The following is a 19,007-nucleotide window of genomic DNA, read 5'->3' as shown; positions in this document are numbered from 1 at the left end:
CGGCAGCGGCTACAGATGTATTTTCTGCTTTGTGCGAATGGTGAACCGCTATAAGTTAAAAGCGAATTATGGCAGCTATTCCGCCCCACCGGATTGCTGCATCTGCTTCAGAAATTCTTGCTCCTGCCGGGTGTGATTGGCCCGGAACTCGGCGTGTTGGGCCTCGGTACGCTCCATGCCTAGGTCGGCCAGGTACTCGCGCAGCTTGTCAGCTGGCTTGTATTCGCCGTATGCGGGGGTGCCGGGCTGGTACCGCCACGATGCGTGCAGATTGCCGCCGTCCACGGCATCAAAGCCCAGTTCCTCCACCAAGGCCATTACCTTTTGCTTGGCGGCATCATCGTCGCTGGCTACGGGCAGGGCAATGCGGCCCGGCGTGCCAGCAGGCAGCGCCCTAGTTACGATGTGTTCGGCGTGGATATTATTGAACACCTTCACCACTGGGCGCCCTAGGTGCTGCTGCACCCATTCGCTTTCGGTGAGGCTGCCGCTTTCCAGCTCCGGTATCCGGCCGTCGCGCAGCAGCGGGTAGTAATTGCAGGTGTCGATGACAGGCACCTCGGCTGGCACGCCCGCGAAAAGGTCCTTGGGCAGGTCGGGAATGTTTTTCAGCGGAATGGTTACCACGATCAGGTTGGTGCCGCGCCGGGCGGCTTCCTCGACCGTTACGGGCGTAGCGCCGGTTTTCTGAGCCACGTCCATCAGCGTTTCGGGGCCGCGGGAGTTGGCGATGTATACCTTATGACCTAGGCCGGTGAGCCGCACGGCCAGGGCGCTGCCAATGTGGCCGGCTCCAATGATTCCGATGTTCATAGTTGGGAAGGTTTACATGGTTTGCGCATTGGCACATTGCCGCCGCAAGTAGCTAAACTGCGGAGGCTAGGAAATGCTTTTTGGGCGGTCGGTTGCAGAGGTAAGCTTAAGCCAAGCAGTTGCACCATTGTCTGCTACATCAATCAGCGCCGCCTGGTTTCACCGGATAGGCTACAGGTTGCTGCTGACCAGGTGGTACAAAGCACCGATTAACAAGGGGCTAATTATTTTCCTTACTTTATCCGTTTCTTCCACTCCTCCTGTTGTAATGATTTCGCGGGTCTATTCTTTCCGTAGCTTGTTGGTGTGGGGATTATTTGGCTTCCTGTTGTTGCACCTGATAGGCTGCGGACTGTACGTGCCAACCCTAGGACCGACATCCATGGTGCAAGCACGCGGGCAGGCTGAAGTGGGAGGCTTCTATCGGCCCTTGGTTATGGGCGAGGTTTACGCAGCTTATTCCCCTTTGAATCATCTGCTGGTTGCGGGAAGTGCCTCAAGAGCCTGGGACGTCTCGGGAGGTGACACAAAAATCACCTTCCACCAAGTTGATGCAGCCCTAGGGTACTACACCGTCCTTGGTCGCGAACAACATTGGTACATCAGCGGCTTGGGCGGCTATGGCAGGGCCCGTACGCACTCACGGTTTGAAACATCGAGCTCCGCCTCGGCTAGCAAAGTGTACAGTCTGCGCTACAATCCAGCATATGGGCAGGCCCAGTTTGCATTTCAACACGAAAACTTCGCCCTAGGCACGGTTCTAAGGCTCACCAGCTTACGGTACACTGAGCTAGAATTCAACGGACAGGCACCGACTGGTGCCGTCGGCGACTTGTATCTCGGCAACTATTGGTACATGCGAGCGGGAAGCGGTCCTATCCAGCTTCAGATTCAGGTGGGAGCATCACGCCCGCTACCAGCTGCACAACCTCACATGGAATACGAGTTAAACACCTCCTCGCCGATTATGGGAATTGGACTGCTACTGCGGCCGCATTTATTAAGCCGAGGCACGCAAGTACAACAGCGGCCCTAATACCTGGGTCTCCTGTTAAGCCGCCCAGCCCTCGATGAACCTCATTAAGAGCTTGTCCAGGGTTACCCAAAACGGCACTGCCGTTGCTCATCCATTAGAGACCAGCAACGGCAGTGCCGCTTAGTTTACATAAAACTATTTCTTACTCCCTACTCGGAACTTTCACCCCACGCTCCTCGGCCACCTGCTGCGCCAGCTCGTAACCCGCGTCGGCGTGGCGGAACACGCCCATGCCGGGGTCGGTGGTGAGCACGCGGCGCAGGCGCTCGGCTTTTTCGGGGGTGCCAGTGGCCACGATTACCATGCCCGCGTGGGTGCTGTTACCAATGCCCACGCCGCCGCCGTTGTGCAGGCTTACCCAGTCGGCGCCGGAGGCGCAGTTGGCCAGAGCATTGAGCAGAGGCCAGTCGGCTACGGCGTCGGAGCCGTCCTTCATGCCTTCGGTTTCGCGGTTGGGCGAGGCCACGGAGCCGCAATCGAGGTGGTCGCGGCCGATGACGATGGGCGCTTTTACTTCGCCGCGGGCCACGAGGTCGTTGATTACGAGGCCGAACTTTTCCCGCTCGCCGTAGCCCAGCCAGCACACGCGGGCGGGCAGGCCGATGAAGGGCACCTTGGCCTGGGCCTTCTCAATCCAGCGGCGCAGCATCTGGTTCTCGGGGAAGGTTTCGAGCAGAGCGCGGTCGATGCGCAGAATGTCTTGCGGGTCGCCACTGAGTGCGGCCCAACGGAAGGGGCCTTTGCCTTCGCAGAACAACGGACGGATGTAGCCGGGCACGAAGCCGGGGTATAGGAACTGGCCGTTTTCGTCGCGCACCTTTAGGCCACCTTTTTCAGCTTGGCCGCGCAGGTTGTTGCCGTAATCGAGGGCTACGGCGCCGGCGGCTTGCATATCAATAATGGCCTGGCAGTGCTTTATAATGGCTTGCAGGGCCTGGCGCTTAAACTCCTCGGGGTTTTGCTCGCGCAGCTGCAGCACCTCCGTAATGTCGCCTTCGGGGATGTAGTCCATCAGGTCGTGGGCCGAGGTTTGGTCGGTTACTACATCGGCCCGCCAGCCGCGGCGCACTAGCTCTGGTAGCACGGTGGCGGCGTTGCCGGTGAGGCCAATGCTCCAACCCTTGCGCTCCTGCTTGTATTGCTGGCACAGCTTGAGGGCGTGCTCCAGGTCGCGGGCTTGCTCGTCCACGTAGCCTTCGCGCACCTTCTGCTTTACGCGGGCATCGATAGGCTCGATTACCAGGCACACGCCGTCGTTCATGGTAACGGCCAAGGGCTGCGCGCCGCTCATGCCACCTAGGCCAGCCGTAACAGTGATAGTGCCTGCCAAGGTGCCGTCGAAATGCTTATCGGCCACAGCGGCGAAGGTTTCGTAGGTACCCTGCAGAATGCCCTGCGTGGCAATGTAAATCCAGGAGCCGGCGGTCATTTGCCCGTACATCATCAGGCCTTGGCGGTCGAGCTCGTCGAAGTACTCCTGGGTGCTCCAGGCAGGCACTAGGTTGCTGTTGGCGATGAGCACCCGCGGGGCGTGGGGCCAGGTGCGGATTACGCCCACCGCCTTGCCCGACTGCACCAGCATGGTTTCGTCGGGTTCGAGGTTCTGGAGCGTGTTAACAATGGTCTGGTATTCCTTCCAGTTGCGCGCCGCGCGGCCGGCCCCGCCGTACACAATCAGCTCGTCGTACACCAGCGAAACGGCCGGGTCGAGGTTGTTCTCAAGCATACGCAGGGCGGCCTCCGCTTCCCAGGTTTTGCAGCGCAACGTGGTGCCGTGCTGGGCGCGCACGGTTTCTTGGGGCTTGTACTCGTAGTACATCGGCCGCTTGGCCTTGGGCTGCTGGTTGGCGTCGTCGGAAACGCTGGTGGCTTCGAGGTTGAGCTCGGGGGTTTGGAGAGCAGAGTTCGACATAATGGGTGGGAGAACTAGGAGCTTGGGTGGAGCGGCAAGATATGATTTTGGCCGCATGCCCAAACAGGCTCCACCGTTGCTTACTACACTCCTAGGTTGGCTTTGCACCGGCCAGTGCAGGCAGCTTAGCTGATGCTACTTTGCCAGCCCACTATTGCGAAATGCCGACAATTCAGCCGCAAGCTCGACATTAGATAAATGCTATTGCACTTGGCTTATTGTTGAGATTGTTCAACATTGTAAATATTTTCTTATAAAATCTAGGTTACCTCAGGCCCGAATCAGTATAAAGTCCTTGCAGAGCATCCGGTGGATGGTTTGCAGCAGTCACATCTTACCCTTATACAACCAATCACCATGAAAAAGGCACTCTTTTTAGCACTGGCAGCAGCCTCCTTCACTTTCGCCTCATGCGGCGGCAATCAAGAAAGCGGCGCTGAAGGCGGCGGCACGGGCGGCGGCGGCACCGAAGCTACGGGCGGCGATACGGGCTCCATGGATCAGTCGGGTGGCGGCATGAGCAGCGACACCAGCGGTATGGGCGGCACCGGCGGCGATATGGGTACCACCGGCTCAACGGGTGGCGCTTCCACGGCCGGCGGCTCAACCACGGGTGGCTCGACGGCAGGCGGCACTACTACGGCCAGCACCACGGGCGGCTCCACAATGGGCTCCACTACCGGCACCACGGCTGGCGGCTCTACTACGGGCGGCAGCACTGCAGGTGGCACCACGGCTGGCGGCTCTACCGCCGGCGGCACGGGCTCTACCGGCGCGGGTGGCACTACGGGCCGTTAATTGTCCCTATCCTGTTCCAATACGCAAAGCCCCTCGCGCCGCGGGGGGCTTTGCTGTTTCTGGGACTTAGCCGAAGCGCACGACCATTGCATTGCAAGGCAAGCAGAAAGAAACTGCTACTTACGCGCCCTACAAAACAAGCCATGCCGCAAGCCTAAGCAGCTGTATATATCGAAATAAGTATCCTTAACGAAGTTCAAATTTGGAACTTACTTACTTCGATTCCTTACTTGCGTGCAGCTTGCACCAATTGTATCTGCGAGCCGAAAAGTACTCTTGCCATTCTTCACCATTCACCTACCCCAATCATGAAAAAAGTACTGTTCCTGGCTCTGGCCGCCGCTTCGTTCACCTTCGCTTCGTGCGGCAACCAGCAGGAATCTGGCGCAGGCGCTGAAGGCACTAGCACCGAAACCACCGCTACCGACTCGACTACTGTTACGGATATGGGCGGCGGTGAAGCCGGCGCTACTGCCGACTCGGCCGGCACTGCTGGTGGCACCACTACTGCTACCGGCACCGCTACCACCGGCACCACCGCTGCTGGCACCACCGCAGCCGGCGCTGTAACTACGGGTGGCGGCACGGGTGCTGCTGGCACTACTACCGGCCAGTAAGTCCCGCTTACCTAGCTTACCCCCAAGCCCTCCGCCAGCGCGGAGGGCTTTTTTGTTGTGGTACTTTTTGCCAAGCCGGGTAAAAGCGGGCGTCTGAATATGAATTATCAAATAAATAACTATCCCTTAACAAGCACCAGCCGTATAAACTTAACTAATTGAGGTTTAATGGGTTGCTAAGCATATGCTTTGGGAATTACGCTGCCGAACCTGATCTACCTCCAACGCTTCAGCTCGCAGTTTTCGAAAACATGCTCTATTTTCACCTAACTAGCCGGGCGCCTAAAAGCAGCAGCAAGCGTCAAAAACCTGATGCTGCCCAGCACGGTTAGCTTCCTTTGCCGGGGTGTGGAGGGGAGCACAGAGTAGGTCCAGTGTAACATCATTCAGCTATTGCAAAACTGAGTTTGATAAAGCCGAACATTGGAATGGAGAGAGACGATTACGCGATGATTTAAACGGCGGCAGGCCGTAATGCCTACCGCCGTAATCCTATTGGTGCTTCTGTTTCGGTCTGGCCTGGGCTAGTCCGCCGGAAGCGTTTGGTGTTTGCTGGGTCGAACTCTGCGTTCGGCATTGGCTTACCCGTACCGTATACCTCGCCCTAATTCTACCTGAGCTATGCCAAAACATACCTCGCGCCGCCCGCGCATCGCTTTTCTAACGTCGACTGACCCGAAGGATAGGCGTTCTTGGTCTGGCTTGCACCGCATGTTAGGGCACACCCTCGAGGAACACGTGGGCGATGTAGATTACCTAGGCCCGGTTTCGCTGCGCTACTTGTTTGCACTCGGCGACCGGCTGAACCGCGTGATTGGCTGGCTCACGGGCGGCAAACGCTACCACTACAGCACGAGCGTGCTGGTGAGCTGGTTGTACGCGGCGCTGTTTTGGTTTAAGCTCCGCCGCAAGCGGTACGACTTCATCTTCGCTCCCGCTGCTTACACCGAGTTTGCATTTCTGCGCACCAACCTTCCAATCGTGTATTGCGCCGATTCGACACTGGCACAACTTATTGGCTATTACGATGGCATGTCGGCGCTGCTGCCCATCTCCAAAAAGGAACTGAATTACATCGAGCAAAGAGCCATCAACAAGGCCAGTTTGCTGCTGTATTCGTCGCAGTGGGCAGCGCAATCGGCTAAAGACACGTTCGGGGCACCGGAACGGATGGTTGAAGTGGTGCCTTTTGGAGCAAATCTTACCCAGATTCCTGACCGCCAAACCGTGTTGCAGCACACCAAGACAAGCCGCTGCGAGTTGCTATTTGTCGGCGTAGAATGGAAGCGGAAAGGCGGTGAAATTGCTGTTGAAACGCTGGCCGAGCTAAGTCGACTGCAGGTGGATGCTCATCTCACTATTTGCGGCTGCGTGCCGCCTCCGGAGCTTATCCACAACATGCAGGATAAGCTTACGGTGATTCCGTTTCTGGATAAAAACGACCCCGTTCAGCTGCAACGCCTGAATGCGCTATATGAGGCCGCTGACTTTTTCATTTTGCCTACGCGGGCCGAGTGTGCCGCCATTGCGTTCTGCGAGGCCAGTGCTTTCGGCGTGCCTTCGTTTACCACGGAGACGGGCGGCATTGCCGATTTTGTTGTGAACAATGAGAATGGCTACCGGCTTAGCTTATCGGCCCGAGGGCACGACTACGCCCAAGCCATAAAACGCGTGTGGGACGATGACGCGCTGTACTACAGCTTGCGTGAAAAGTCGCGAAATCTGTACGAGCAGCGCCTGAACTGGGATGCTTGGGGCCGGCAGGTGCGGCGAGTTTTACATGCGCATTTTGCCTCCGCTTTTTACAATCCGCGCATTACCGTTCCCATCCGGCGTGCCCGTTACCAAACGGCTTCCTGAAGCACGCTCGCTGCCCCAACACCACATCGGCTGCTACTTAGCCGGGCTACTTTGCGTACTGCCTGTATCATCAACCAACAGATGCTGCGATGGAAAAGGTAGCCGCTGGTGTACACCAGCTCCAGATTCAACGTTTTGTAAACGTATACTTTGTAGAAGCTGGCTTGGCCGGCGAATGGGTGCTGGTTGATACCGGCCTGCCCGGTTCGGCCAAGGCCATTATTGCCGCGGCCGACAAGCTGTTTTACCCCGGCACGCACCCGCAGGCCATCTTGCTCACCCACGGCCACATGGACCACTCCGGCTCGGCCCGCGAGCTGGCCGAGCACTGGAAAGTGCCGGTACTGGCCCACCCGCTGGAGCTGCCTTTTTTGCAAGGCCGGGCCGTGTATCCGCCCGCCGACCCTACCGTTGATAAAGGCGGCTCGCTGGCGTTTGTGGCGCGGTTTTTCCCGCCGCAGTCCTTTCAGCTGAGCGACGTGGTGCAGGCCTTGCCCACGCAGGACAACACCGTGCCGTACCTGGAACAGTGGCGCTGGCTGCACGTACCGGGCCATGCGCCGGGGCAGGTGGCTTTGTTTCGCGAGTCGGACCGCACGCTCCTAGGTGCCGATGCTTTTGCCACGGCCAACCACGAATCGGTGCCGGCGCTGCTGATGCAGGTGCCGAAAATCAGTGTGGCGGGCGCCCCGTTCAACTACAATTGGCAGGAGGTGCAGCAGTCGGTGCAGTTGCTGGCTTCGTTGCAGCCGCAGGCCGTGGGCTGCGGGCACGGCCCGGTAATCAAAGGGCCCGAAGCCGCAGCGGGTTTGCTCGCCCTGGCCAACAACTTCCCGATGCCCCTGTACGGCCGCTACGTGGAGCAGCCCGCCGTAGCCGACGCCGACGGTGTGCAGTACCTCCCTCCTGCCCCGGCCGATACCTTCCCGCAAAAAGCTGCTTTGGTAGGCGCAGGAGCAGCTTTGGCTATTGGGGCGCTGGCGTTGCTGGGCCGCCGGCGCAAAACCAAGAACCGCAAGCGGCGCGGCGGTAAGCGCCCAATTGGGCTTACTACGCTGCCGCCCGAACTCGATTCGAGTTCCTACGGCTATAAGGAGTATCGCTTGTAACTGCCGCCCTAGGTGGTAAATAGCACAAGGGCCCTGGCTGCAGCCAGGGCCCTTGTTGTTCATGTGAGCGGGAAATGACCTAGGGAACGATCGGCGGGCTCTAACCAACCACGCGGCTCCACCACCTGCGCCTCCGATTGTTGCCTGAAAAGGAGCATTGGCTATTTGCCAGCGCGGCTCACGGTTACGCCCCCGTTGGTGGTAACGGCCTTTACCGGAGCACCGCCCTTGCCTAGGGCTACCGATACTTCGCGGCCGATAGTGCCTTGCACTTTGGTAGGGAAATCGGTGCTGATGGGGCCACGTTGGGTGCTGGTGAACAGCTGCGCCGAGTAGTCGGCCGGTACGCGCCACGAGATGCCCCCGTTGGTGGTGGTTACATCGAGGCCATTGCCCTCCCACTTAGTACCCGTGAGATTGATGCTTAGGCCACCGTTTTGGGTGCGGCCTTTCAGGTCGCCGCCGCTGCCGGTAATGCTCACGCCGCCGTTGTGCGCCTCAAAGGTTACCGGGCCTTGCACGTTTTCGAGGCTGATGCCACCGTTGTGGGTAGTAAGGGCCAGTGCCTGCTTGCGGGGCACAAAGATTTCGTAGCTCACGGCATAGCCACCGTTGCTCATGGCATAGCCCGAGTTGCTGCCGCTGCCATCGGGCCCGGCGCCGCGCAGGGTGTTGCCTTCGGTGCTGATTTTTACTTGCTGCGCGGTGGCTTTGGCGGTGGCTTCGTCGCGGCCCCAGGCTTGTACTTTGGCCCGCACCCGAATTTCGCTGCCGTCGTAGCCTTTTACCGAGATGCCGCCGTTGCGCAGGCCATCTACGGTCAGCTTCTCGCCCTTGGTGGCGGGCAGGGTAAAGTCGCGCGTTTCGCAGTAGCGCTTTTGCTCCGAGTTGCCCCACTTGCCCTCTTCGCAGGTAGAGGTAAAGGCCGGCGCCGTTTGGGCGTGGGCAACCAAGGCAGCGGAGCTGAGCAGCAGGGCAGCTAGTACATGTTTCATAGCTTCAGAAAGGCAATTGGTTGAGATGTTCAGCTCACTGACGAAAACCAAATATCAAAGGCTGCATATACAACGAAGTTTTTCGTACTTCTTGTATTAGCTACCCGAGCAAGGGCCGCAAAGCATCAGCATACGAGCGGCTTACGCGCACTACCTTTCCGCCTTCGAGCGTGGCATAATAGCCCCCGCTGCCGTCGCGCTCCAGTTCCGATACGGCGTTTAGTGCCACCAGCACCGAGCGGTGAATACGCAGAAAGCGCTGCGGATCGAGCCGGTGCTGCAGTGCCGTAATGCCTAGGTTGCTTAGGTGCTGGCCCGTGGTGGTGTGCAGCGTAGCGTAGTCGCCGGCAGCCTCAACCCACCGGATGGTTTCGACGGGCACTGCCACCAGCCGTGCCCCTTGAGGCACAAACAACCTAGGCGGAAAAGCGGCCGGTGCGGCAGGTGCCGGCATTGTGCTGCGCGCGTCCTCGAGGCGCTGCAACAAGCGTTGCAGGTTGGCATCGGGTGCATCGGCGGTGTGTTGCAACACGCGATCCACGGCCCGCCGAAACCGGGTGCGGTCGTAGGGCTTCAGCAGGTAATCGAGGGCGCCGGCTTCGAAGGCACTGAGGGCGTACTGATCGTAGGCCGTGGAGAAAACCACCCGTGGCACCTGCTCGAGCCGCCCGAGCACTTCAAAGCCGTTGAGGCCAGGCATTTGAATATCCAAAAACACCAGCTCGGGCTGCAGCTGGGCGATGCTTTCCACGGCGGCGAACCCATCGGCGCACTCGCCCACAATGCGTACCTGCGGAAAATCGGCCAGGTACTGGCGCACAATGGTGCGGGCGGGCGCTTCGTCGTCGATGATGAGCGTGGTCATGCAAGCAGTGGTTTGGCAAGCTAGATCGGCAGTACAAACGACACCACCAAGCCCTGCGGCTGGTTGCCTTCGATGTGCAGGCCGTGGCTACCTAGGGCCAGTAGGCGCTGGTGGGTGGTGCGCAGCCCTACGCCCCGCGCCGAGCCGAGCAGCGTGTCCGCTGTGCATCCGGCAGGCAGGCCCACGCCGGTGTCGGCCACGATGACTTTGAGCTGATTACTGCTTAGGTGCCGGGCGGCCACGTGTACCTCGCCACCCTGCACGGCCGGGGCCAGGCCGTGCCGCACGGCATTTTCTACCAACGGCTGCACGAGCATGGGCGGCACGGGTATCGATAGTAAGCTTTCGTCCACCTCGAAACTTACCCGCAGCCGATTGCCAAAACGGGCTTGCTCCAGTTCGAGGTAGCTCTGCAAAAACTGCAGCTCATCACCGAGGGGCAGCCGCTCGTGCCGCGAGGCATCGAGCGCGAAGCGGAAGGTGTGGGCCAGGCGCACAATCAGCTCGCGGGTACCTTCCAGCTCGGGCGGCACCGAAGCACTGATGGAGTTGAGCGTGTTGAACAGGAAATGCGGGTTGATTTGGGCCTTGAGCGCGGCCATCTGGCTGGCGTGGGCCTGCGCCTGCAACTGCTGGTTTAGCAGGTTGTGGTGGCGCAGTTGCTGAATAAAGCGGTGCACGTGCAGCACGCCAAACTGCACCCCATAAAACAGCGCCGGAATGTATACATCCCACACCCGCCCGTTGCCGCTCATGGTAGCTTCGCCCATCCAATTCAGCAGTCCGTAATAACTCACAAACCACGCTCCTACCCACAGCGGCCACACCACCGCGTGCGCCAGCAGCTTAAGCGGCCACGAAGCGCGCTCGAGCGGCGTCCGGAAAAACACCCACCACACCGGCAGCGTCCAGAGGGCTTTGAGCGGGTAATCGAACAACAGCACCCGGCGCAGGTAATTGGCAAAGGCATCGGGCTGCACATCCTGCGCGGTGTAGGCGATGGTGCCGGCATACAACACCGCAAACCCCATGTAAAAGCCCGCCATAGCGAGCAGGCCGCGCCACGTAAGGCGGGCGGGCTGCTCGGGCGTAAGCGGCGGCGCGCCTAGGTGCACAGCGGCCGTTGTAGGTGGTGCCCAGGCCGGGGGCGCGGGGGCAGGCGGGGTAAGCAGTTCCACTTCCATGAGAGGGCGGCAGTTGGCGGTGCAGGCGTAAGTTAAGGAAACAGCTTCGCCAGCTTTTCTTCCAGCTGTTTGCCGCGTAAATCTTTGGCCACTACGCGCCCCTGCGGATCAAGCAGCACCGTAAGCGGAATAGCGCGGGCATCGTACACCTCGGCGCTGGGGCTGCTAAAGCCTTGCAGGTCGGATACCTGAATCCAGGGCAGCTGATCGGCGGCTATGGCCTTCAGCCACTTCTCCCGCGAGTCGTCGAGCGACACGGCATACACCTCAAACCCCTTCTGCTTGTACTGTTGATAGAGCTTTACCATGGCAGGATTCTCCTGGCGGCAGGGCTTGCACCACGAGGCCCAAAAATCGACGAGCACGTAGCGGCCGCGCAGCGAGGACAAGGCAACGGGTTGCCCATCGGGGCCGGGCAAGCTGAGCTCGGGGGCAGGCTTGCCTACGGCCGTAGCTTGCCGGGCCTGTTGCCGATCTAGGAGCACCTGCGTGTAGCGCGAGTTGGGCAGCGCGGCGGCAAAGTGGTTGGTAAGCGAATCGAGCAGGGCCTCTTCGCGCGAGTACCCGCTGAGGTCGACGGTGGCGTAGGCGGCCACCAAGGAGGTTGGGTGTTGCGATATCAGCTGCTTCGTTCCTACAACTCGCTCGCTCCAGGCGTCGTTCCAGGGGCCGGAGCGCTGCTCGCCTTGTTTGATGAGCTCCTGCGTACGTTGCCGGTGCCGCCGCAACACCTCCTGAAAACGCTGCAACACCTGCGCATCGGCGGTGCCGCCTTGCTGAGCGCTAGCGGCCAGTTGGTTGGCATCGGCAGTCAGCAACACCCGGGCGGTATTATCGAGGGCCACGGGCACGGATTCGGCTTTGGGGCCAACCAGCAGCGTGTACACGGCCGGCTCGGCAATTTGCCCGCGCAAAGCAAAACGGCCGGCAGCGTCGGTGTTGGTCGAGTCGAGGCGGCGCCACGCCGAATCTGTACCATCGGCCAGCACAATGCGCGTGCCAGCGGTGGCATTGCTAAGTTGCCCTTTCACCTCGAACTGGGCAGGACCGCTGCTGGCGCTTACCGTTGGTGCTGCTTGGCGCTGGCAAGCGCCTGCACCTAGGACGATTAACAGAAGTACCGTGAAGAAAGGTAGCAGGTGCCGGAACCAGATGGACAGGGTTAAGCGGGCAGAAAGCATGGCCGTTGCAGGGTAGGTTCGGCGCTAACCTACCTAGGGCGTATGCGGCCGCCCAATGCTAATCGGCGAGTTGCAGCCACGGCCGGCGAATGGTGTGCAGCGGCGTTCGAGCGCGAAGAAATTTAAGCGTCCTAGGTCTTTGAGGCTACTCCCGTCAGGAAGGCGGTAATCACCGTAGCCGCCAGCCGCGCCGTTTGAAAATCGCGGTCGAAAACGGGGTTAAACTCCACTACTTCAAACAGCCGAACCTCGGTGTGGCGACCTGCTTCAAAAGCAGCTTCCACGGCCTGTCTTGGCGTGAGGCCATCGGCGCTGGGCGCACTTACAGCCGGGGCAAACGCCTGCGCTACGGCATCGGTATCGAAGCTCACAAAGGCCGTACCAGCGGCGGCGCGGCGCACCGCACGCTCCATGTACAAGGCCATGCCATCCTTCTGCACGTGCGCCAAGGGCACAATGGTAGCCTGCTGCTGATGCAGAAACTCGATGTCCTCAAAGGTGTTGAGGTTGGAATGCAATCCGATTTCGGTGAAGCGCTGACCGCTTACAAACCCTTCGCGCAGCAGCTTGCCGAAGGGCGTACCGCTGCCTAGGTCGGCACGGTCTTTCACGTCGGCGTGGGCATCCACGTTCACTCCCCCTAGGGCCTGGCTACCGGTTGCATCATAAAGGCCGCGCACGGTGCTGTAAGTACCATCGTGCGAGCCGCCGAGCACCACCACGCGCGGGTACTGGCGCAGCAGCTCGGCCACCCGCTCCCGGATGCGCTGGTGGTGCTCGGTGTGGTTGTACGGCTGGGGGCCCGCAATGTCGCCGGCATCGGCAATGCGCAGGCCGTCGAGGCGCACGTTGTGCTCGAGGTTGTAGGTTTTGTGGTAGCGCCGCAGCTCGCGCCGGATGGCCGCCGGAGCGCCCACGGCCCCTGCCCTGCCCCCCTCGAGCACAGTGCCATGATCGAGCGGCAGGCCTACCAGGCACACATCGGCTTCGGGCAGTTCGGCAACGGGGCGGATTAGTTCGCGCAGAAACGTGGGCATGGGAAGTTGCTGGATAATCGGTTATCAGGCCAACGCAGCCAAATGGGGCAAGGGCTTGCTCGGCTTGGCTTTGGTGCGGCAACTTACTTAATCGAGTTTGTACCCCTTGGCAACGCACAACCGAATAAGTCCTCTGCCTACCTTCGCTACATGACAGTTCAAATGATACGATCGGCCGCGGCTCTGCTTTGCTTGGCTATTGGCCCGGGGCTGGCAGTGGCGCAGCAACCCGGTTCCAAACCGGCACCGCCGCCAACCTCGGTAGGTATGTCGCAGCTGCCAAAGTCGTTTTTCGGCACCTACACCTACCGCTCCTACACGGTGCACTCTTCGGGCGAGGAGCCGGTGCAAGCCAACGGCGTGGGCGGCACGCTTAAGCTATTGCCAACGGGCCTGTTCGAGAAGAGCATGCAGCTTACGGGCCCCAACGGCCAGGTTACGTTTTCGCAGCGCGGCCGCTTTACCGTGAATGGCGAAAACATCAGCTTTGCCTACCTCGATAGCCAACAGACGCCAAAAGCAGACAACGGCACGTTTCGGTACGACGCCAAGAAGCAAACCCTTGAACTCACCATAAAGGGCTTCCCAGAGGGCAGCAAGGCGGTGTACGTGCTGCAGTCTGCAGGCCCCTTGCGTTAGGCGCACCCTGCAGCCTGTGCGCCCCACCACGCCGGGCACCTAGGGCTGGTGTTGCCCTGGGCTTGGCTTTCGGCTAACTTGCAGCCCCTTTGGCAGCAGGCACCTAGGCGCCTCTCGCCGAAGCCTTAACTCTTAAGCACTTAGCACAACACTCATACTATGGGACGCGCGTTTGAATTCCGCAAAGGCCGCAAAATGAAGCGCTGGGACCGGATGTCGAAAGACTTCACCCGCATTGGGCGCGAAATCGTGATTGCCGTGAAGGAAGGCGGCGCCAACCCCGATACCAACTCCCGCCTGCGCACGGCCATGCAGAATGCCAAAGGCGTGAACATGCCCAAGGACCGCGTAGAAGCCGCCATCAAGCGCGCCTCTTCGAAGGAAGAAGGCAACTACCAGGAGGTGGTATACGAGGGCTACGCGCCACACGGCGTGGCCATTGTGGTTGAAACCGCTACCGACAACCCCACACGCACCGTGGCCAACGTACGCATGTACTTCAACCGCGGCAACGGCGCCCTAGGTACCGCCGGCTCCTCCGATTTCACCTTCACCCGCAAGGGCGTGTTTAAGCTGGCTGCCGAGGGCCTCGACCGCGACGAGCTGGAACTGGAGTTGATCGACTTCGGCGCCGACGACATCTACGAAGATTCGGAGGAAGACGAGCAGGGCAACGTGAAGCACTTCATTGTGGTAGAAACCGCTTTCAGCGACTTCGGCCAGATGCAGAAAGCCTTGGAGCAGAAAAACCTGAACGTCATCAGCGCCCAGCTGCAACGCATTCCGAACACCACCGTGCACCTGGAAGGCGAACAGCTGGACGAGGTGATGAACCTGATCGAGAAATTCGAGGACGACGACGACGTGCAGGCCGTGTACCACACCCTGGGCTAAGCGTTTCGGCACCTAACTATTTACCAAAGCGGGCTGCTCCTACAGGGGCAGCCCGCTTTGGCTTTACATTGGCCCTGTTTTCCGCCCTTTGTCGGCTCTCCTATTTATCCCCGATGAGACTATTCTTAACCATGCTGCTCTGGCTAAGTGCTTTTGCAGCCACAGCCCAACAAGCCGAACTAACAGCCCTGCTTCAAAAAGAAAACGTGCCGGGTCTACAGCTCGTGTTCAGCAAAAAGGGCGAAACTGTGCAGTACAGCCTAGGTGCGCCCGAGGCCGGTACTACGAAGACTCTCACGGCCAACACCATCATGCAGGCCGCTTCGCTGAGCAAAGTGGTGCTGGCCTACACCACTTTGCGCCTGCACGACCGCGGCGTTATCAACCTCGACAAGCCCCTGCTTGGCTACTACAACTACCCGCGGCTTGGCACCCAGCCGCGCGCCGCTGCCATTACGGCCCGCATGGTGCTTACGCACACCAGCGGCCTCCCCAACTGGGCCGAAAACCCGCTAGGTGCCACCTGGGCCACTTCGCACTTAAAGCTGAAGTACGTCCCCGATAGCTGCTGGAATTACTCCGGCGAAGGGTTCGTGTGGCTGCAAAAAACCCTGGAGCACGTCACGGGCAAGTCGTTGCAAGTACTGGCGCAAGAAGAGGTATTTGGCCCCTTGCGCATGAAGAACAGCAGCTTTGTGTGGCGCGAAGCCTTTGCGCGCGATGCCAGTTTTGGGCATGATGCGAGCGGCAAGCCTACAGAAGTGCGCAAGTTTAACGCGCCCAATGCGGGGTTTAGCCTGCTCACCACCGCCAGCGACTACAGCCGTTTTGTGCAAGCCCTGATGGTGGGCCAAGGCCTCAAACCCGCTACAGCGCAGCTACTCGCCACAACCGCCAACCCGGCCAATCGTTGCGGCCTGGGCCCCACCCCCACCGACCCTTACATATCTTGGGCACACGGCGTGGGCCTGGCCAATACCAGTGCCGGTACCGCCCTTTGGCACTGGGGCGACAACGGCGACTTCAAGGCCTTCTTTATGACGTTTCCGGCCCAGAAAACCAGTTTGGTGTTCTTCACCAACAGCGCCAACGGCCTTAAGCTTACCGATGAGTTGCTGCGCCTGTTTGTGGGCCCCGGCGAGTACCGCGCCATGCAGTGGCTCGCGGAAGAAAAGTAACCTAGGCGAAGCGGGCGGTAAGCGCCGAGGCGGCGTTGGGGCGCTGTTTATTTATCAGTACGTTTAGCTCAACGGTACACTTACTGCCCATACCCGCAACCCCACCTACCTGTTCTATGAAGTTCACTGCTACTGTTTTTGCGGCTGGCTTGCTGCTCGCCGCCGCTTCTTGCACTCAGCAAAAAACCGTTGATGATGCCGACGACAACGCCGCCGCACCCGCTAGCTACTTTGCCAGCGACACCACGCGCATCAAAGACGGCGGCGTGCAGATGGTGTCCATCAACACGCCCAAGGGCAAGTTCAACGTCTGGACGAAGCGCTTCGGCAACAACCCGCGCATCAAGCTGCTGCTGCTCAACGGCGGCCCCGGCGCCACGCACGAGTACTTCGAGTGCATGGAGAGCTTCTTGCCGCAAGAGGGCATCGAGTTCATTTACTACGACCAGCTCGGCTGCGGCAACTCCGACAACCCCAAGGACACGGCCATGTGGAGCCTGCCCCGCTACGTAGAAGAAGTAGAGCAGGTACGCCAGGCGCTTAACCTGAACAAAGACAACTTTTACCTGCTGGGCCATTCGTGGGGCGGTATCCTGGCCGCTGAGTACGCCCTCAAGTACCAGCAGAACATGAAAGGCCTCATCATCTCGAACATGATGATGGATGTGCCCGCCTACGGCCGCTACGCCGACGAGGTGCTGGCCCCGCAGCTAAAGCCCGAGGTGCTGAAGGAAATTCGCGCCATTGAAGCCAAAAAGGACTTCCAGAACCCGCGCTACATGGAGCTGTTGCTGCCCAACTTCTACGTGGAGCACATCCTGCGCCTACCGCTCGATAAGTGGCCCGAGCCGGTAAACCGCTCGTTCGCCAAGATGAACCAGTCGCTATATGTTACCATGCAAGGCCCCAGCGAATTTGGCGTGGCCGGCAAACTGGTGAACTGGAACCGGGTACCCGATTTGCCCAAGCTCGCGGTACCGGTGCTGAGCATTGGCGGCAAGTACGACACGATGGATCCGGAGCATATGCGCATGGTGGCACAGAAGGTGCAAAACGGCACGGCGCTCATTTGCCCCAACGGCTCGCACATGAGCTTCTACGACGACCAGCAGACGTACATGACAGGGCTGATCAAGTTCTTGAAGGGAGTAGACCAGGGCGAGAAGAAGGTGGCGCTATAACGCTAAGTTTTCAACTACAACCGACGGGCTGACCTACTCCAGGCAGCCCGTCGTACTTTTGTGCGGTTTCCTTTTCCAGAAATCGTAGTTCTGCATCCATGCGGTTTCGAGCCTCCTTCTGCGACCCTTTTCAGCCCGAAATAATTGAACTGAAGGGCATAACCACTGCTGCCGAGGCATTATCGTTCTTCCAGCAAGTCCCGTGGCTCAACTACTTGGAGCGGATGGCAGGTGCTTCGCACGACGCGATTTTTTACGCTCCTTCGTTTGAGGTAGAAAACCAGGCCAACCAGCATGGCCTCAGTATTTCGGTAGCCGGCGAGCCCCAGGAATACGAATTCTACGTTTTTTATAAGCGCCCGAAGAAGGTGAGGAAGCTGTTTGGGTTAGTGGAGGTGCTGCACCCGAATTACCTGTCGGAGATACATGGCCAAACCTTGCAAGAGGCCGGGGAATACCTGAACGCGTTGCTCCGCAACGACCTTGATTACCTGACCACCAGGGTTCCCTAGCAGCCCCTGCTGCCAGTTCTCCCTCCAGACTCTTAACTCATTCCAACTCTCTGCCCATGGCTACTCGTCTCAACAAATACATCAGCGAAAGCGGCCTTTGCTCGCGCCGCGAAGCCGACCGCTACATCGAAATGGGGCAGGTGACCATCAACGGCAAGCGCGCCAACATCGGCGACCAGGTGAACCGCACCGACCGCGTGATGGTGAACGGCAACCTCATTGAGCCACGCGCCGAGGAAGACGCCATTTACATTGCCTTCAACAAGCCGCCGGGTATCACCAGCACCACTGAGCGCAGCGTTAAGGACAACATCATCCGCTACATCAAGCACTCGGAGCGGATCTTCCCAATCGGGCGCCTCGATAAAGACTCGCAGGGCTTGATTTTGCTGACTTCGAACGGCGACATAGTGAACAAAATCCTGCGCGCCGGCAACGAGCACGAAAAGGAGTACATCGTGATGGTGGACAAGCCCATTACGGAAGCTTTTTTGGAGGGCATGCGAAAGGGCGTGCCCATGCTCGGTACGGTTACCCGCGAATGCGAGGTACGCAAGGAAACCGACTACATCTTCCGCATTATTCTGGTGCAGGGCCTCAACCGCCAGATTCGCCGCATGTGCGAGTTTTTCGGCTACGAGGTAGTACAACTGGAGCGCTGGCGCGTGATGAACGTAACGCTCAAAGGCCTGGGCGTGGGCGACTGGCGCGAACTGACCGAGAAAGAATTGGCCGGGATATTCGAAGCCATCGAGCACTCTAGCGGCACCGCTCCCAAGCGCCGCTCGCGGGCCAAAACGCCGCAGCAAATAGCCAGCGAAGAATGGCTAAGCGAGGCGCCCCACAAAACAGTTACACCAACCGGTACAGGTAAGTCGGGCTCACGCAAACCCGGTGCCCTGCCTACCTACGGCAAAGATGCGCAAGCCAAGGGCCGCCACCGCCCCGGTAGCATTAAACCCAAAGCCGCCAACGAGGGCAGCCGCAAAGCGGCAAAGCCAGCGGCTGGTGGCAAAACCGGTGGCCGCAGTAGCAAGCCGCGCGGCAGGCATTCGAGCGGTAGGTAACACGCTGCCTAGGCGTCCATTTATCAATGCTGAACAGGTGAGTATTCAGATGCATCGTTGCTGATTACAGATGTGGCGAGAATATTGATTGTGAGCCTCCTCGGAAGTCTCTAGGTGAACCAGATCATT

General features: G+C 59.6%; 17 protein-coding genes. 10 read left to right on the top strand and 7 right to left on the bottom strand.

Translation table 11 applies throughout. The features are described 5' to 3' along the window. Positions 1-75 precede the first annotated feature (75 nt). Entirely contained in the window at positions 76-813 is a 738-nt protein-coding gene (locus ASU33_RS10760) for an NADPH-dependent F420 reductase (protein WP_059070863.1), read from the bottom strand. A 1,178-nt stretch (positions 814-1,991) separates the two neighbouring features. Next, the gene (gene hutU / locus ASU33_RS10750) at positions 1,992-3,761 is read right to left on the bottom strand and encodes a urocanate hydratase (RefSeq protein ID WP_173664839.1); all 1,770 of its coding nucleotides are present in this window, start codon (positions 3,759-3,761) and stop codon (positions 1,992-1,994) included. A gap of 357 nt (positions 3,762-4,118) precedes the next feature. Here hutU and ASU33_RS21655 point away from each other — a divergent pair, with 357 nt between their 5' ends. From ASU33_RS21655 to ASU33_RS10730, 4 genes are all read left to right on the top strand, one after another. Then, positions 4,119-4,559, top strand: coding sequence for a hypothetical protein (locus tag ASU33_RS21655; RefSeq protein ID WP_059070861.1), 441 nt, complete (start codon positions 4,119-4,121; stop codon positions 4,557-4,559). Between the two features lie 308 nt (positions 4,560-4,867). Continuing rightward, a complete protein-coding gene (locus ASU33_RS10740; protein WP_059070860.1) occupies positions 4,868-5,176 on the top strand; it encodes a hypothetical protein in 309 nt (102 codons plus the stop codon). Between the two features lie 621 nt (positions 5,177-5,797). Further along, positions 5,798-7,036, top strand: coding sequence for a glycosyltransferase family 4 protein (locus ASU33_RS10735; RefSeq protein ID WP_078063061.1), 1,239 nt, complete (start codon positions 5,798-5,800; stop codon positions 7,034-7,036). A gap of 89 nt (positions 7,037-7,125) precedes the next feature. Continuing rightward, positions 7,126-8,145, top strand: coding sequence for an MBL fold metallo-hydrolase (locus ASU33_RS10730; RefSeq protein ID WP_059070858.1), 1,020 nt, complete (start codon positions 7,126-7,128; stop codon positions 8,143-8,145). 161 nt (positions 8,146-8,306) lie between these two features. Here ASU33_RS10730 and ASU33_RS10725 read toward each other — a convergent pair whose 3' ends face one another. The 5 genes from ASU33_RS10725 to ASU33_RS10705 form a co-directional block, all read right to left on the bottom strand. Beyond that, on the bottom strand, positions 8,307-9,140 hold the full coding sequence (locus tag ASU33_RS10725) for a DUF4097 family beta strand repeat-containing protein (protein ID WP_059070857.1): 834 nt from the start codon (positions 9,138-9,140) through the stop codon (positions 8,307-8,309). A gap of 100 nt (positions 9,141-9,240) precedes the next feature. Then, a complete protein-coding gene (locus ASU33_RS10720; protein ID WP_059070856.1) occupies positions 9,241-10,005 on the bottom strand; it encodes a LytR/AlgR family response regulator transcription factor in 765 nt (254 codons plus the stop codon). Positions 10,006-10,025: 20 nt separating this feature from the next. Then, entirely contained in the window at positions 10,026-11,189 is a 1,164-nt protein-coding gene (locus tag ASU33_RS10715) for a sensor histidine kinase (RefSeq protein ID WP_059070855.1), read from the bottom strand. Positions 11,190-11,221: 32 nt separating this feature from the next. Then, positions 11,222-12,370, bottom strand: coding sequence for a TlpA disulfide reductase family protein (locus tag ASU33_RS10710; RefSeq protein ID WP_059070854.1), 1,149 nt, complete (start codon positions 12,368-12,370; stop codon positions 11,222-11,224). A gap of 131 nt (positions 12,371-12,501) precedes the next feature. Then, positions 12,502-13,407, bottom strand: a complete 906-nt coding sequence (locus tag ASU33_RS10705; protein ID WP_059070853.1) for an arginase family protein — start codon at positions 13,405-13,407, stop codon at positions 12,502-12,504. 267 nt (positions 13,408-13,674) lie between these two features. Here ASU33_RS10705 and ASU33_RS10700 point away from each other — a divergent pair, with 267 nt between their 5' ends. From ASU33_RS10700 to rluF, 6 genes are all read left to right on the top strand, one after another. Next, positions 13,675-14,046 carry a hypothetical protein gene (locus ASU33_RS10700; protein WP_149867161.1) on the top strand — a complete coding sequence of 124 codons (372 nt, stop codon included), beginning with the start codon at positions 13,675-13,677 and terminating at the stop codon, positions 14,044-14,046. Positions 14,047-14,205: 159 nt separating this feature from the next. Next, positions 14,206-14,940 carry a YebC/PmpR family DNA-binding transcriptional regulator gene (locus ASU33_RS10695; protein ID WP_059070851.1) on the top strand — a complete coding sequence of 245 codons (735 nt, stop codon included), beginning with the start codon at positions 14,206-14,208 and terminating at the stop codon, positions 14,938-14,940. Positions 14,941-15,053: 113 nt separating this feature from the next. Continuing rightward, positions 15,054-16,118, top strand: a complete 1,065-nt coding sequence (locus ASU33_RS10690; protein ID WP_078063060.1) for a serine hydrolase domain-containing protein — start codon at positions 15,054-15,056, stop codon at positions 16,116-16,118. Positions 16,119-16,234: 116 nt separating this feature from the next. Then, positions 16,235-17,299 (top strand): proline iminopeptidase-family hydrolase, encoded by a 1,065-nt coding sequence (locus ASU33_RS10685; RefSeq protein WP_059070849.1) that lies wholly within the window; start codon positions 16,235-16,237, stop codon positions 17,297-17,299. A gap of 98 nt (positions 17,300-17,397) precedes the next feature. Beyond that, positions 17,398-17,811, top strand: coding sequence for a hypothetical protein (locus ASU33_RS10680; protein WP_059070848.1), 414 nt, complete (start codon positions 17,398-17,400; stop codon positions 17,809-17,811). A 56-nt stretch (positions 17,812-17,867) separates the two neighbouring features. Then, entirely contained in the window at positions 17,868-18,878 is a 1,011-nt protein-coding gene (gene rluF, locus ASU33_RS10675; protein ID WP_059070847.1) for a 23S rRNA pseudouridine(2604) synthase RluF, read from the top strand. The last annotated feature ends 129 nt before the right edge of the window (positions 18,879-19,007 follow it).

Source organism: Solirubrum puertoriconensis (assembly GCF_001483135.1).
In the GTDB taxonomy this organism is placed as follows: Bacteria; Bacteroidota; Bacteroidia; order Cytophagales; family Hymenobacteraceae; genus Solirubrum; species Solirubrum puertoriconensis.
This window is presented reverse-complemented; position numbering and strand designations above follow the sequence as displayed.